Annotated in this window: 17 protein-coding genes; 9 read left to right on the forward strand and 8 right to left on the reverse strand. The window is 46.5% G+C overall.

Annotated elements, in window-relative coordinates; translation table 11 throughout:
* Window positions 1-56 precede the first annotated feature (56 nt).
* From VIM72_RS32405 to VIM72_RS14640, 6 genes are all read left to right on the forward strand, one after another.
* Window positions 57-128, forward strand: coding sequence for a hypothetical protein (locus VIM72_RS32405; protein ID WP_414648994.1), 72 nt, complete (start codon window positions 57-59; stop codon window positions 126-128).
* Window positions 112-327 (forward strand): hypothetical protein, encoded by a 216-nt coding sequence (locus VIM72_RS14620; protein ID WP_332003562.1) that lies wholly within the window; start codon window positions 112-114, stop codon window positions 325-327. Before VIM72_RS32405 ends, VIM72_RS14620 begins: the two co-directional genes overlap by 17 nt.
* Window positions 328-706: 379 nt before the next feature.
* Window positions 707-1,999, forward strand: a complete 1,293-nt coding sequence (locus VIM72_RS14625; RefSeq protein WP_332003563.1) for a DUF2130 domain-containing protein — start codon at window positions 707-709, stop codon at window positions 1,997-1,999.
* A 10-nt stretch (window positions 2,000-2,009) separates the two neighbouring features.
* Window positions 2,010-2,630, forward strand: coding sequence for an HAD family phosphatase (locus VIM72_RS14630; RefSeq protein WP_332003564.1), 621 nt, complete (start codon window positions 2,010-2,012; stop codon window positions 2,628-2,630).
* A 203-nt stretch (window positions 2,631-2,833) separates the two neighbouring features.
* Complete coding sequence (locus VIM72_RS14635) at window positions 2,834-3,475, forward strand: DUF4136 domain-containing protein (protein ID WP_332003565.1); 642 nt, start codon at window positions 2,834-2,836, stop codon at window positions 3,473-3,475.
* Window positions 3,476-3,511: 36 nt separating this feature from the next.
* Window positions 3,512-4,132, forward strand: a complete 621-nt coding sequence (locus VIM72_RS14640) for an outer membrane beta-barrel protein (protein WP_332003566.1) — start codon at window positions 3,512-3,514, stop codon at window positions 4,130-4,132.
* Window positions 4,133-4,207: 75 nt separating this feature from the next.
* Here VIM72_RS14640 and VIM72_RS14645 read toward each other — a convergent pair whose 3' ends face one another.
* Entirely contained in the window at window positions 4,208-5,224 is a 1,017-nt protein-coding gene (locus VIM72_RS14645) for an FAD:protein FMN transferase (protein WP_332003567.1), read from the reverse strand.
* A 36-nt stretch (window positions 5,225-5,260) separates the two neighbouring features.
* Window positions 5,261-6,439, reverse strand: coding sequence for an acyl-CoA dehydrogenase family protein (locus VIM72_RS14650; RefSeq protein WP_332003568.1), 1,179 nt, complete (start codon window positions 6,437-6,439; stop codon window positions 5,261-5,263).
* 162 nt (window positions 6,440-6,601) lie between these two features.
* On the opposite strand from VIM72_RS14650, the gene VIM72_RS14655 reads away from it, so the two are divergent.
* Window positions 6,602-7,039, forward strand: a complete 438-nt coding sequence (locus tag VIM72_RS14655; protein WP_332003569.1) for a YciI family protein — start codon at window positions 6,602-6,604, stop codon at window positions 7,037-7,039.
* Between the two features lie 71 nt (window positions 7,040-7,110).
* Here VIM72_RS14655 and pyrF read toward each other — a convergent pair whose 3' ends face one another.
* From pyrF to VIM72_RS14670, 3 genes are all read right to left on the reverse strand, one after another.
* The gene (gene pyrF, locus VIM72_RS14660; RefSeq protein WP_332003570.1) at window positions 7,111-7,932 is read right to left on the reverse strand and encodes an orotidine-5'-phosphate decarboxylase; all 822 of its coding nucleotides are present in this window, start codon (window positions 7,930-7,932) and stop codon (window positions 7,111-7,113) included.
* Between the two features lie 215 nt (window positions 7,933-8,147).
* On the reverse strand, window positions 8,148-8,774 hold the full coding sequence (locus VIM72_RS14665) for an FMN-binding negative transcriptional regulator (protein ID WP_332003571.1): 627 nt from the start codon (window positions 8,772-8,774) through the stop codon (window positions 8,148-8,150).
* Window positions 8,775-8,846: 72 nt separating this feature from the next.
* Window positions 8,847-9,944: an Mrp/NBP35 family ATP-binding protein gene (locus VIM72_RS14670; protein ID WP_332003572.1), complete on the reverse strand. Its 1,098-nt coding sequence runs from the start codon at window positions 9,942-9,944 to the stop codon at window positions 8,847-8,849.
* Between the two features lie 191 nt (window positions 9,945-10,135).
* On the opposite strand from VIM72_RS14670, the gene VIM72_RS14675 reads away from it, so the two are divergent.
* Window positions 10,136-10,741, forward strand: coding sequence for a carboxypeptidase-like regulatory domain-containing protein (locus VIM72_RS14675; RefSeq protein ID WP_332003573.1), 606 nt, complete (start codon window positions 10,136-10,138; stop codon window positions 10,739-10,741).
* 58 nt (window positions 10,742-10,799) lie between these two features.
* Window positions 10,800-11,684, forward strand: a complete 885-nt coding sequence (locus VIM72_RS14680; protein ID WP_332003574.1) for a 3-hydroxybutyryl-CoA dehydrogenase — start codon at window positions 10,800-10,802, stop codon at window positions 11,682-11,684.
* Between the two features lie 48 nt (window positions 11,685-11,732).
* Here the strand turns inward: VIM72_RS14680 and VIM72_RS14685 are convergent, their stop codons facing one another.
* The 3 genes from VIM72_RS14685 to VIM72_RS14695 all read right to left on the reverse strand — a co-directional run.
* Window positions 11,733-12,587: a hypothetical protein gene (locus tag VIM72_RS14685; RefSeq protein ID WP_332003575.1), complete on the reverse strand. Its 855-nt coding sequence runs from the start codon at window positions 12,585-12,587 to the stop codon at window positions 11,733-11,735.
* A gap of 38 nt (window positions 12,588-12,625) precedes the next feature.
* A complete protein-coding gene (locus tag VIM72_RS14690; RefSeq protein WP_332003576.1) occupies window positions 12,626-13,237 on the reverse strand; it encodes an Imm25 family immunity protein in 612 nt (203 codons plus the stop codon).
* 20 nt (window positions 13,238-13,257) lie between these two features.
* Window positions 13,258-13,504: hypothetical protein (locus tag VIM72_RS14695; RefSeq protein ID WP_332003577.1), on the reverse strand; the 247-nt coding region annotated here is incomplete at its 5' end.

Raw genomic sequence — 13,504 nt, forward strand, 5'->3', positions numbered from 1 at the left:
CTTTAGGACAGGCTGCGGAGCTGGCAGGATTGTCAAAAACTACATTTGCAGAGATATTGGCAGATTTTGATGTTCCATTCATCAATTATTCACTGGAAGATATTCTTCGTGATGCAGGGAACATATAAAGCAATTATTGCCAACACCAGCTGTCTGATCCTGCTTGACAAAATTGATGCTGTTTCCATTCTCAGAAAATTATTCGGTACTATCACAACTTCTGTTGAGATAGCCCAGGAGTTTGGTAAGCCTTTACCTGAATGGGCCACCAATTTTCGCATTTCCCCAAAACTCTTTGGCGATATCCTCAAGGCTGCAGGTGAATAAATTAAGACATCCTATAGCTTACTGTATAGATACTCCCTGTTTCCGCCGTATCTCCCCCGTATATACGCCATATCCGAGCCGAAGTTAAGCCGTATTTTATAGATACGGCTTAACTCCGCCTACAATACCGGTATCCATTAAAAAAACTGCAATAAACTCATCCTTAACAATTCCCTAACCTTCATTTAACCTCCGCCTAACAATCATTTCCCACCTTGCTGGTGTTAACCCGGCAGGAAATGCTATCCATTGAAAAACCTGAATAACCGTTGTTTGTTTTAGCCATTATTCATGCAGGAGGAAGGAAGAGCCAACTACCTTCCTTTTTTTATTCCGGCCGCCAAACCCCTATCTTTACGTAATTTTTTACTGAAGTACTATGGGAACATCAATTACCTGTCCCAGTTGCAGGCACCAGTTTGTGATCGAGGATGCTTTTGCAGCGGATATAGAAAAAGAAATGCGGGGAAAAATGGAAGATGAATGGCGCAGGCGCCTGAAATCCCTCCAGGAAGAAAAGGATACGCTGCTTTCTGAAAAAAATAAAATGGCGCTCGAGCGCCGGCAGATAGAGACGCTGAAACAGCAGCAGGAAGAAGAAGTGAACCGCCGCGTGCTCGCAGAAAAGAAACAGCTCCAGGACACCATGGAGCAGGAGCTGCGTAAATCCATCACCGCCGACCTCAGCAGCCAGCTGTCGGCCTTAAAGGAAGCTAACCTGGAACAGGAAGAAAAACTCCGGGAAGCCCGCAAACAGGAACTGGAATTCCTCCGTAAGGAACAGGAACTGAAAACCAAAGAACAGGAACTGGAAATTGACCTGCAGAAAAAACTGCTGGAAGCCCGGTCGGAACTGGCAGACCAGATACGGAAAGAAGAAGCCGAACGTAATACGCTGAGAGATACCGAGCACCAGTTGCGCCTCCGTGAACTGGAAAAACAACTGGAAGACCAACGCAAACTGGCTGAAGAAATGAAACGCCGGGCAGAACAGGGCTCCATGCAACTCCAGGGCGAAGCACAGGAACTGGTACTGGAAGAAATGCTGCGTGTTCATTTCCCCTTCGATGAGGTAACGCCGGTAGGCAAAGGCGTACGCGGCGCCGACTGCATTCAGCTGATCCGCAACCAGTACGGGCAGGAATGCGGGCGCATTATTTATGAAAGCAAACGCACCAAGGAATTTATCAGGGACTGGGTGGAAAAACTGAAAGCAGATATGCGCAGCCTGGGAGTGGATGTAGCTATCCTTGTTACGCAAACCATGCCAAAAGATATGGAGCGCTTTGGTGAAAAAGATGGCATCTGGATCTGCACTTTCGCAGAAGTAAAAGCACTGGCCTATGTACTGAGAGATGGTATTATCAAAATTTCAGGCAAGCTCCGCTCTCAGGAAAACAAAGGAGATAAAATGCACATGCTCTATGAATACCTTACCGGTGGCGAGTTCGCAGAGCAGTGGAAGGCTATCCGCGAAGGATTTATGTCTATGAAATTATCCATCCAGCGCGAACGCGATGCCATGGAAAAACTCTGGAAAGCGCGCGAAAAACAACTCGAAAAAGTATTGCTCAATGCGGCGCATATAAAAGGCTCCATTGAAGGTATTGCCGGCAGCGATTCGGTAGACCTTCAACTCCTGGAAGATGCTTCCGATGAGCTTCCTGAATAAATCGTAACCTATGCAAAACAAAAAGATCAACACAATTATATTTGACCTGGGAGCGGTATTGATCGACTGGAATCCCCGTCATTTATACCGCAAAATTTTTTCTTCGGAAGATGAAATGGAAACTTTCCTCAGCGAAGTTTGCACATCCGATTGGAACGAAACACAGGATGAAGGCAGAACACTGGCCGAAGGTACCGACCTGCTGGTGAATGCCTTTCCCAACCATGAAGAAAATATCCGCGCCTACTACGGCAGGTGGGAGGAAATGCTCGGTGGGGAAATTGAAGGCACCAAAAATATATTGCATGAACTGAAACAAAGCGGGAAATATAAATTATATGCGCTCACCAACTGGTCGGACGAAACATTTCCTGTTGCATGGGCTATGTACCCATCCCTCCATTGGTTCGACGGCATCGTAGTGTCTGGCAGGGAAAAAATGCGCAAACCAGCCCCTGCGTTTTTCCAGCTGTTGCTGGACAGGTATAACGCTGATGTATATACGTCATTATTCATCGATGATAATATACGTAATGTGCAGGCGGCGCGGGAGTTTGGTATCGATACTATTTTGTTTGAAAATCCTGATCAGTTAAAAATGGAATTAGAAAAGAGATCTATATTAATTTAATCCACTACATTAATTATTGTTACTGTTAACCCTTCTTCCAATTTAGGATTTCATTAACACTCCATTGATAAACTTTCTGTAACAATCAACCATCTAATCCGTTCAAGAAACATACAACGGAAACGGAATTGTCAGGATACCAACCTGGCTGGTCCATGATCGTTAGCCCGTAGATTTATTTATTTAAATTAATACGCTAGGACATGAAAAGAACATTGTTTTTATTCAGTGCCGCTGCCGCAGTGGTAGCGATGGTTTCATTCAGTAGCTGCCGTAAAGATCCTTTAAAAGATATGACTAATGAAGAGTCAAGGATCTACATCACCAACCACGACAGCACCGCCAATTTCACCTCATATTCCACTTTTAGCATAGTAGATTCGGTGGCAGTGCTGACGCGCAACGGCGATTCAGCCAAAAAAGCGCTGACGGACTACGACAAAAAATTAATTGCTTCTGTTACTGCTGCCATGCAGCAACGGGGTTACACACTGGTGAACAAAGCCGCCAAACCTGATCTGGCGCTGAACCTCACACGCATTGATAACTCCTACACCAACATCTCCTGGAACCCGGGATGGTGGGGCGGTGGCGGCTACTGGGACCCTGGTTACTGGGGATATCCCGGCGGCGGCTGGTACTGGCCTTCTTACTACACTGTTTACCAGGTAAATGAAAGACAGGTAGCGATTGATTTGTTCGATCTCAAAAATCCTAAGAACAACAAGTATACCGCTGTCTGGAATGCATTATGGCGTGGCACAGGCGTATGGGGTATCGATAACATCGATTCCATGGTACAGGCGTCTTTTGCACAGTCTGCCTACCTGAGTAAAACCCGCTGATTAATGTTGATTGAGAACTTTTAAACTGACAGGAAAATGAAAAAGATAAGAAACTGGATATTGATTTTTGCAGGATGTTTTGCCGCACAGGCTGTATCTGCACAGGTTCGTCCGCCTTTATCCGTAGATGTGAATTATTCCATTGCACAACCCCTGGGCTCATTAAAGGATTATTCCGACAAAACCAGCTTCCGTGGCTGGAGCGCAGGGTTACAGTATCAATTGAACAACCAGTGGTCCGTAGGATTACGCTCCGGGTTCCAGGACTTTTACCAACGGCTTCCGCGCGCAGTATACCCCGATAAACAGGGAGATGTTTCTGCCGTTCAGTCGCGCACCTTACAGGTAATCCCTATCCAGGCTACCGTAAGTTATGCGTTCACCCATCCATCTGCAGCGGTGATCCCATACGCCACTGTGGGGGTAGGTACTGCAAATATGAACTATGAAAAATACTGGGGTGAATTTGTAGAGAAAGATAACAGCTGGCAATTCCTGGTTAGCCCGGAAATAGGCATCAACGTGCCTTTTGGAAAGGCCTCGCCTCTGATGTTTAATGCCAGTGTGCGGTATAACTATGCGCCTTATAAATACGGCGACATTACAAACTTCAATACAGTTCAGGGAAATATTGGATTGAAATTCTCACTGAATTAAATCCATTGTGTCCATATTCTAAGAAGAAAGCGTGAGAGTGAGTCCCGTTCGTGAACCAGCGAACGGGACATTTTTTTAAAATTCCATGTACGCCTTAAAGCCCTTGCTGAAGGCTTCTTTAATGGCGCCGTCTGTATCTTTGTAAATATAAATCGCTTCCAGTCCGTATTCCGGATGTTGTTCAATATAAGCAAGCCCCTTCTCCACTCCCATCAGAATAAGGGGATTATCAAAAGCATCTGCAGTAAAACAGTCTTTTGCGATTACGGTAACACTGATAATATTATTATGCAGCGCTATCCCGGTTACCGGATGAATAGTATGCGCGAAACGTGTACGTCCCTGGTCAAAAAAGCGGCGGTAATTTCCACTGGTAGCGATGCCTTTGTCCGGAAGCCGCACCAGCCCCTGTACCGGCTCATACGTAGTATCGCCGGGCGCCGGCCGCTCTATTCCCACACGCCATGTTTTGTGCTGATGATTATGTCCCCTTGCGCATAATTCACCACCTACATCTACCAGGTAATTTTCTATTCCCTGCTGCAACAAAAACTGCCCGATCACATCCACTGTATACCCCTGTGCAATACCATTGCAATCTATCTGCACTCCTTTCTTTGCAGCATACAACTGGTCGCCTTTTACACGCAGATAACGGTAACCAATATACGACATCGCAGCTTTGATGCTATCTGTTGGAGGCACGCCTTTAAACGATGGTTTGGTAACACCAAATCCCCAGAGGTATACCAGTGGCTTCACCGTAATATCAAACAGGCCGTTGGTGGCTTTGCTGGTAAACAGCGCTTTCTGTATCACCGCTTTCATGTGCGCATCCATGGTAACATGACCGGTTTCATTAAACCGGTTGATGGCCGATCCGGGTTTATATAACGACAACGACTGATCGATCACCGCAAACAGGGAATCGATTCGTTTATCCATTGACGTTGTATCGGCCGATAAATACTTTACGATATAGTAAGTGCCCTGTGCTTTTCCTTCGCAGGTAACGAGTTTCAAAGCAGGCGCCTGTTGCGCCCGGGTGTTGGCAGACCAGAGCAGGGCGGCCAGGAAAAAAAACTGTTTCATGTAATTGCTGGCAGTGAGCCGGGCAGTTGCCGGCTCCTATTTAAATGCGTCTAAACCGGTAATATCCATACCGGTGATCAGTAAATGTATTTCGTGCGTTCCTTCGTAGGTCATTACGCTTTCCAGGTTCATCATATGCCGCATCACCGGGAATTCACCGGTGATACCCATTCCCCCCAGTATAGTGCGCGCATTGCGGGCTATATTCGCGGCCACTTCACAGGAGTTGCGCTTGGCCATCGAAATCTGTGCCGCTGTTGCTTTCCCTTCATTTTTTAAAACGCCAAGACGCCAGTTGAGCAACTGCGCCTTGGTGATTTCTGTGATCATTTCTGCCAGCTTCTTCTGCGTAAGCTGAAATCCGCCAATGGGACGGTCGAACTGGATACGTTCTTTGGCATACCTGAGGGCCGTATCATAACAATCCATCGCTGCGCCTATTACCCCCCAGGCAATCCCGTAACGGGCGGAAGAAAGGCAGGTTAACGGCCCTTTTAAGCCCTTTGCATCCGGCAGGATATTTTCCTTTGGCACTTTTACATTATCAAACACCAGTTCACCGGTAGCGCTGGCGCGTAAACTCCATTTCCCTTTGGTTTCCGGGGTGGTAAAACCTTCCATGCCTCTTTCTACAATAATACCACGGATAACGCCACCTTCATCCTTTGCCCATACCACGGCGATATCTGCGAACGGCGCATTGGAGATCCACATTTTTGCCCCGTTTAATATGATGTGATCTCCTTCTTCACGGAAATTGGTAAGCATCCCTGCAGGGTTAGAGCCATGATCCGGTTCTGTAAGGCCAAAACAGCCCATCATTTCTCCTGTGGCCAGTTTGGGCAGGTACTTCCTTTTCTGCGCTTCGCTCCCGAAAGTAAATATCGGGAACATTACCAGCGATCCCTGCACGGATGCGGTAGACCTGATACCGCTATCGCCCCGTTCCAGTTCCTGCATCATCAACCCGTAAGCGATATGATCCATTCCGCCTCCGCCATATTCCACCGGGATGGTAGGCCCAAAGCAGCCCAGCTCTCCCAGTCCTTCCAGGATATGCGACGGAAAAGCAGCGCGCTGGCAGTAATCTTCAATGATGGGCGATATTTCTTTCTTTACCCACTGGCGAACAGCGTCGCGGGTCAAAAGGTGCTCTTCTTTCAGCAAATCATCTATGGCAAAATAATCGGGCGACTGAAACAGATCTTGTTGCATTACTACAGGTTTAATACCCAATATAAGAAATTACCTGTTAGAAACCGCGTCCACCGGGAGATTTAAGCTATTCTGCGGGAACTGTTCTTCATTAAAAATTCCGGGAAGGCAAACACGTTATTTTCACGACAAGTTTGTACCTTTCCTTCAAATTCAGTTACTATGGCAAGCAAAGTTTTACCTGCGCTTTTGCTATTGGGATTTTTAGTCATTGTGATGTTATCATTTCACCCCACACCATTACGATCTGTCGCACTTCGTGTGCCATCCCCCAAAGTCAAACCAGGCGTACCTCCTGAAGTAAAAAGGTACTGGATGGTACTGTTGAAAAAAGGTCCTATCCGGAACCAGGATACTGCCCTCGCCGCAAAGATCCAGCAGGCACATATGGACAATATCAGCAAAATGGCGGCAGCCGGTAAGTTGCTGGTAGCGGGTCCTTTTGAAAATGATGAAACGCTGCGCGGTATTTTTATTATGGATTGTAAAGACAGCCTCGAAGTAGTGTCATTAGTGGGGAAGGATCCTGCTGTGACCGCAGGCAGGCTGGTTTTTGAAGTAAAGCCCTGGTGGACGGTAAGGAACTGTCTTTTCAAGTAATATCCAGGGGAGATGCCGGTACCTGGCGCCCGCAGCAAACCGCCGCTGCCCGGTACCGGCATAAAAATTATTTACACGGTTGCCACCATCTTGTTCAGGTACCCGGCCATTTCCACCTGGTATTGTTTGGCAATACGGCGGGCATCTGTTGCAAAATCTTCTCCGTTGCCTGCGTAAATGATAGCGCGGCTGGCATTTACCAGCAGCCCGCAGTCTTTATTCATGGCCTGCAGCGAAATTTCTTCCAGGCTGCCGCCCTGTGCGCCTACACCAGGTACAAGGAAGAAATGATCCGGCACCAGTTTACGGATATACCCCAGTTGCGACGATTGGGTGGCTCCCACCACGAACATCAGGTTCTCCGGGGTGCCCCATTCCATGCCGGCTTTCAGCACTTTCTCAAAGAGGAATTCATCCCCGATCTGCTGCATCTGGAAATCCTGGCTGCCTTCATTGGAAGTTAATCCCAGCAGGATAGCCCATTTTTCAGAGAACTGCAGGAAAGGCGTTACACTGTCTTTCCCCATATACGGAGCCACTGTAACGGAGTCGAACTTGTAGGTTTCGAAAAATGTTTTGGCGTACTGGGTAGAAGTATTGCCTATATCCCCACGTTTTGCATCGGCAATAGTGAATATCCCGGAAGGGATATATTCGATGGTGCGTTGTAAACTTTCCCAGCCGCGCATGCCCATACTTTCGTAAAAGGCGGTATTGATTTTATACGCCACGCAAAGGTCTTTGGTAGCGTCAATAATCGCCTTGTTAAAGGCAAACACCGGATCTGCATGAGAAAGCAGGTGTTTTGGAATCTTTTGTACGTCTGTATCCAGTCCTACGCACAGGTAAGACTGCTTTTCCTTAATCAGATTCACCAATTCCTGTCGATTCATAGTCGGTTAATTTGGGGCGCAAAGCTAAGAAAAACTTAAGCAATGACGCTTCTTTAAACATATTATGATTAACTGTATTTGAAAAACAACTTTTCTCTATTCACTGTGGTAGTTGTGGCATACCGACAATGCTGACATAATTTAACGCGGAAGATTAAAATAAAGATATTCCTTTTTGGGATTCGGACCATCAACAAAAAATAAAATGTTTCCGTCTATTTGCTGCCTGGCCTGCGGGCCTCCATTTCAGCTGCCACACGTAAAGAATTTTCATCGCCCAATGCCCGTAAATGAGCAATGACGCTGAAATAATCGGCATCTTTTTTATTCTGGCTGAGCTTATAGTTAGCATTTACATCGCGGATGCTCATTTCAAATCCAACGATGGCTTTTACATTGTTCAGCAGGGTTTTATCATCAATATCGCTGAGATGCACCGGGCAGGCAGATGCGGCTTCATATTTATCCACCAGTGCACCGAGCGCTTCCACTACTTCCGCTTCTTCCTGGATACGGATGGAGCCATGAATATGCACGGCCATATAATTCCAGGTAGGTATCTTATCTTTTTCATACCATGAAGCTGAAATATAAGCATGATGCCCCGAAAACACAGCCAGTGCTTCGTTTTTTTCAAACCATTCCCATTGCGGGTTGATCCGGGCAATATGCCCGCGTAAAACAAATTCTCCCGGTGTTTTCTCTACCAGCGTCATGGGAATATGCGTGGCATGCGGTGTTCCCGCGTTATCGGTATTAATGAGTAAGCCAAAACCATTTTCGCTGATAAACCTGGCAATGGTATCCCAGTTGGTTTCCCTGGTGTGTTTTGGAGTATACATGAAGATGAAGATATTATCGGAAGATAACGGATTACAGATATTTCTATCCGTAATCCGTCAACCATGGTGCTGTTATACAATAATTTCCACTATTTTGGTGGGCGCCACATTAGCGTTGCGCATGGCGATGCTGCGGGCAGCCGCGCCGGCAACATCCAGGAAGGCTTTACGGGTTATTTTTTCTTCGCCGGCCATAGCGGGCACACCGGCATCGCCGCCTTCGCGGATGCTTTGTACCAGCGGGATCTGGCCGAGGAAAGGAATATCCATTTCTTCCGCCAGGTGTTTTCCACCTTCCTTACCAAAGATGTAGTATTTGTTTTCCGGCAGTTCAGCTGGCGTGAAATAGGCCATATTTTCCACTAATCCGATAATTGGCACATTGATCTGCTGTCCCATGAACATGGCAATACCTTTTTTGGCATCTGCCAGGGCTACATCCTGCGGGGTGGTAACAATCACAGCGCCGGTAACAGGCACAGTTTGTACCAGGGTAAGATGAATATCGCCGGTGCCGGGAGGCATATCAATGACCAGGTAATCCAGCTCATCCCAATATACATCGGTGATAAACTGCTTCAGTGCACTGCTGGCCATAGGTCCGCGCCAAACAACCGCCTGCCTTTCATCTATCAGCAAACCAATAGACATTACCTTGATCCCGTATTTTTCAATCGGCTGGATCATGCCTTTGCCGTCTACATTCACCATCATTGGTCTTTCTCCCCGCAGTCCAAACATGATAGGAACGGAAGGGCCGTAAATATCTGCGTCCATCAATCCTACCCTGGCGCCGTCACGGCCCAGCGCCAGCGCCAGGTTGGCTGCTACCGTGGATTTACCAACGCCTCCTTTACCGGAAGCCACTACAATGATATTTTTTACATTAGACAGTACACCCTGCCCGTTGGCTCTTTTTGAACTGACGTTGGCCGTCATGACAACTTCCACTTCGGCGTCCCTGCTCACCAGCATATGAATGGCATTCACACAGGCATTGCGGATCAGGTCCTTTAACGGACAGGCCGGTGTGGTGAGAACGACTGTAAATTTCACTTTATTACCATCGATCTCTATATCTTTCACCATGTTCAGCGTAACGAGATCCTTCCCCAGATCCGGCTCTTCTACGTTGCTCAGGGCCTTTAAAACCTGCTCTTTCGTGATCATAAATTGTTGTTAATTTTGAATCCAGAGAGCAAAGTTAACCCAATTGGGATTTAATTTACAATTTCTCTGGGCAGGGCAGATCAACTGCATGGAAACACGTAAACAAATTTTTATATCTTAGGGCCGGCATGCATAAGAAAAGATCCTACATACTGTCACTCATCATTATTTTCGTTTTATCTCCTTTCCTTTTGAAAGCTCAGATCGCGGAATTCAGAGACAGCGTTATACAGATTTCGGGTATCACCATGACTGCAGACAGTTTGCGGGCCATTCCTGCTGTAAGCATCCTGGTAAAAGGACAAAACAGGGGAACTATCTCTAACAGATCCGGTATATTCTCTATTGTTGTATTCAAGGGCGATACGCTCTCTTTCAGTGCCGTAGGCTTCAAACATAAAAATTACCGCATTCCACCGGATATCAAGGGGAATAGTTTTTCCCTGATACAGCTGATGGTGGAAGATACCACCTATCTCCCGGTAACCATCATCAAACCTTATCTTTCCAGGGAAGAATTTGAGCGCGCTTTCGCCAATATGGATATCCCCGACGACGCCTACGAGGTGGCACGGAAAAATACGAGCAATGCCAGGCTTCGCGCCATGGCCCGTTATATGCCCATCGATGGCAGGGAAGGCACCAACCAATATCTTAAAAAGCAGGCGCAGAACCTGTACTATGCAGGTCAGCCGCCTCCACAGAATATTTTTAACCCACTGGCATGGGCCCAGTTTATCCAGGCCTGGAAGCAGGGCGACTTTAAACGGAAAGACGACAGTTACGGCAGTTACTGACGGTAACGTGTAATACCTTAAATTAGCGCCTTATTCAATCCCGACAAATCACTACACCATGCAAAAAATTGCGGTTATCGGCGCTGGTACTATGGGAAATGGTATTGCGCATGTATTTGCCCAACACGGCTACGCCGTAAACCTGGTAGATGTTTCAGCCCCTGCACTGGATAAAGCGCTGCAAACCATCACTAAAAACCTGGACCGGCAGGCGGCCAAAGGCGCCATTACTGAAGCTGTAAAAGCAGATACGCTTGGTAATATCTCCCTGCAAACCGACCTGGCAGCAGGCGTAAAAGAAGTATCACTGGTAGTGGAAGCAGCTACAGAAAATGTGGCCCTGAAGCTGAAAATATTCCAGGACCTCGATCTGCACGCTCCTGCAGATGCTATACTCGCCACCAATACCTCTTCCATCTCTATTACAAAAATTGCCGCCGTTACCAAACGCCCGGAAAAAGTAATAGGCATGCACTTCATGAATCCTGTGCCGGTAATGAAACTGGTGGAGATCATTAACGGCTATGCCACTGATAAAGAAGTAACCAGCGCCATTGTATCACTTTCCGAAAAACTGGAGAAAGTTCCCTGCGTGGTAAACGACTATCCCGGCTTTATTGCTAACCGTATACTGATGCCCATGATCAATGAAGCCATCTGTTCCCTCTTTGAAGGAGTGGCCGGCGTAGCTGAAATTGATACCGTAATGAAACTGGGAATGGCGCATCCTATGGGGCCTTTACAACTCGCGGATTTCATAGGGCTGGATGTTTGTCTTTCTATACTGCAGGTACTGCACGATGGTTTTGGCAATCCCAAATATGCTCCCTGCCCCCTGCTGGTAAACATGGTAACAGCAGGCTACCTGGGCGTTAAAAGCGGTGAAGGATTTTATAAATATACGCCGGGCAGCAAAGACCTTGTGGTGAGTTCCCGGTTTTAACCTGAAAGCGTTTGGTGAGGGATCTGAACGGTGAATCGCCAAACGCTTTTATGGCACCATAAACGGCTTAAAATGATTCAGCAGCAGGTTGTCAATAAAATCATTGCTAAGCCCTTTGCGCGCCCTCATTACCAGCAATGCAATGATTTCAACAGGAAAATACTGCCAGGTAAGATGATTGAATGGTAGGGTCCAGTCGTCCTTGCTTTTGGCGATATGGTCTTCTGTCATTTCACTGATCCATGCGGAAACAACAGCAGGATCTTCACTATACAGCTGCTCCATGGCCTTGCGGTAAGCCGGTGCTATATCGGTATGTACATACTGTTTTATATTATTATCCGGCAGGGGAATTCCTGCCTCCGCCGTTACAAATACCATCAGTGGTATTACATCTTTCTTCCCCAGCAAACCGGCATACAGCGGGGCATTCATCAGGTCTTTTTTTTCTTCCAGATAAAAAGAAAAATACCGTAACAGGGATGTTACATCTTCCGGGAAATAAATAGTTGCCAGGATGATGTATAAAGCAATATCAGTGGAAAAAATGCGCTCGTCTGTTTTTTGTTCTTCTTCACATTTTAAAAGCGCCTGTATGTTATAGTGCAACGCGTGCAATAACTGCTGGTATCCCTGCTTACCCGGGTGGGCAGCGAAATCAACGGCGGCCTGCCAATACCTGTAGGCTGCCATCCCTGTTAACACGCTCACTGCATCGTATTCGGTGGTAAAGGTTTGGCCAAACTCCTCGAAAGTGGAATAGAATTTCTCCGTGCCTTTTTCGTAGTAATCTTTAACGGCTGCTTCCAGGAAAGTGATATACTCTGCATAAGCAGTAACGCTTCTGTAAGCAGTTACTATTTCCTGTTCTTTTTTTACAACAAAAGAAGAAATGTTTTTCATAGCGTATCAGAGATGCCGGCCTTTAAAATTACTAAGCGCTACAGTGAATAAATGTAACACAATTCCCAGATCTTATCTTTAGTAGCCTTGGGGCCCAGTTTATCAAAAAATGCTTTTGTTTCGCCTTCCAGGTTCAACAATTCTTTTTCAATCACTGCCTCACATTTGGCTTTGCTCTTCAGTACTTTTACATCATTGCCGGTCACTTCCAGGATCTTCCTGAAAAAGGGCAGGAAATAGGCAGTATATACTTCGTACCTCCTGTTCCTGACAGAAGGATCCGCCAGCTCCTTTTTCGAGGTAGCCAGTAATGAGGTTAATGTTCCTTCTTCAATGAGACGGATAATCTTCTTTTCACAATTCCGGAAAAACTCTTCATCGAGGATTTGTGTGTATCCTATATCCATCTTAATATGTGCCGACAGGCTTTCAAGACCATCATCGGGCCTGTCTACAGGGCCCACCCACATAGTGGTTTGCAGGGAGCCATCATGTTTATATACCCTGGCAATTACATAACAGTAGAAAACATCTTCTATATGTTTGGTTAATGCCACCAGGTGGGGATACCATAACTTCTTCGGTTGTTTAAAATCAAACCGCTGAATCATCTCTTCAAATTCATTGACTACGCTAAAAAACTCGGACATACTATATCTCTTATTTTTATTTAGTGACTACCTGGGTATGTTTTACCATGTGTATAAGTAATTCCGTTATCATCCATTTTCTTCAGCAGGTCCTGCATATCCGCCGCTTTGGTTGGATCATGATCAAAATGCCAGTGCGGCTCTGCGGTGCCGGCTGTTTTGTTGGCAATATCTTTATCCAGCTGCTTGTCCATCCTGGCTAAAGATTCCTTCGACCTCGGGCCTTTGGAGAAATTATCGGATTTGAACTCAATATCTTTACCGTCA

It is taken from the genome of Chitinophaga sp. (genome assembly GCF_036569185.1).
Lineage (GTDB): Bacteria > Bacteroidota > Bacteroidia > Chitinophagales > Chitinophagaceae > Chitinophaga.

Coding starts and splice junctions, on each gene's coding strand:
- VIM72_RS14620 (WP_332003562.1), top strand. CDS start 112: ATGCAGGGAACATATAAAGCAATTATTGCCAACACCAGCTGTCTGATC.
- VIM72_RS14625 (WP_332003563.1), top strand. CDS start 707: ATGGGAACATCAATTACCTGTCCCAGTTGCAGGCACCAGTTTGTGATC.
- VIM72_RS14630 (WP_332003564.1), top strand. CDS start 2,010: ATGCAAAACAAAAAGATCAACACAATTATATTTGACCTGGGAGCGGTA.
- VIM72_RS14635 (WP_332003565.1), top strand. CDS start 2,834: ATGAAAAGAACATTGTTTTTATTCAGTGCCGCTGCCGCAGTGGTAGCG.
- VIM72_RS14640 (WP_332003566.1), top strand. CDS start 3,512: ATGAAAAAGATAAGAAACTGGATATTGATTTTTGCAGGATGTTTTGCC.
- VIM72_RS14645 (WP_332003567.1), bottom strand. CDS start 5,224: ATGAAACAGTTTTTTTTCCTGGCCGCCCTGCTCTGGTCTGCCAACACC.
- VIM72_RS14650 (WP_332003568.1), bottom strand. CDS start 6,439: ATGCAACAAGATCTGTTTCAGTCGCCCGATTATTTTGCCATAGATGAT.
- VIM72_RS14655 (WP_332003569.1), top strand. CDS start 6,602: ATGGCAAGCAAAGTTTTACCTGCGCTTTTGCTATTGGGATTTTTAGTC.
- pyrF (WP_332003570.1), bottom strand. CDS start 7,932: ATGAATCGACAGGAATTGGTGAATCTGATTAAGGAAAAGCAGTCTTAC.
- VIM72_RS14665 (WP_332003571.1), bottom strand. CDS start 8,774: ATGTATACTCCAAAACACACCAGGGAAACCAACTGGGATACCATTGCC.
- VIM72_RS14670 (WP_332003572.1), bottom strand. CDS start 9,944: ATGATCACGAAAGAGCAGGTTTTAAAGGCCCTGAGCAACGTAGAAGAG.
- VIM72_RS14680 (WP_332003574.1), top strand. CDS start 10,800: ATGCAAAAAATTGCGGTTATCGGCGCTGGTACTATGGGAAATGGTATT.
- VIM72_RS14685 (WP_332003575.1), bottom strand. CDS start 12,587: ATGAAAAACATTTCTTCTTTTGTTGTAAAAAAAGAACAGGAAATAGTA.
- VIM72_RS14690 (WP_332003576.1), bottom strand. CDS start 13,237: ATGTCCGAGTTTTTTAGCGTAGTCAATGAATTTGAAGAGATGATTCAG.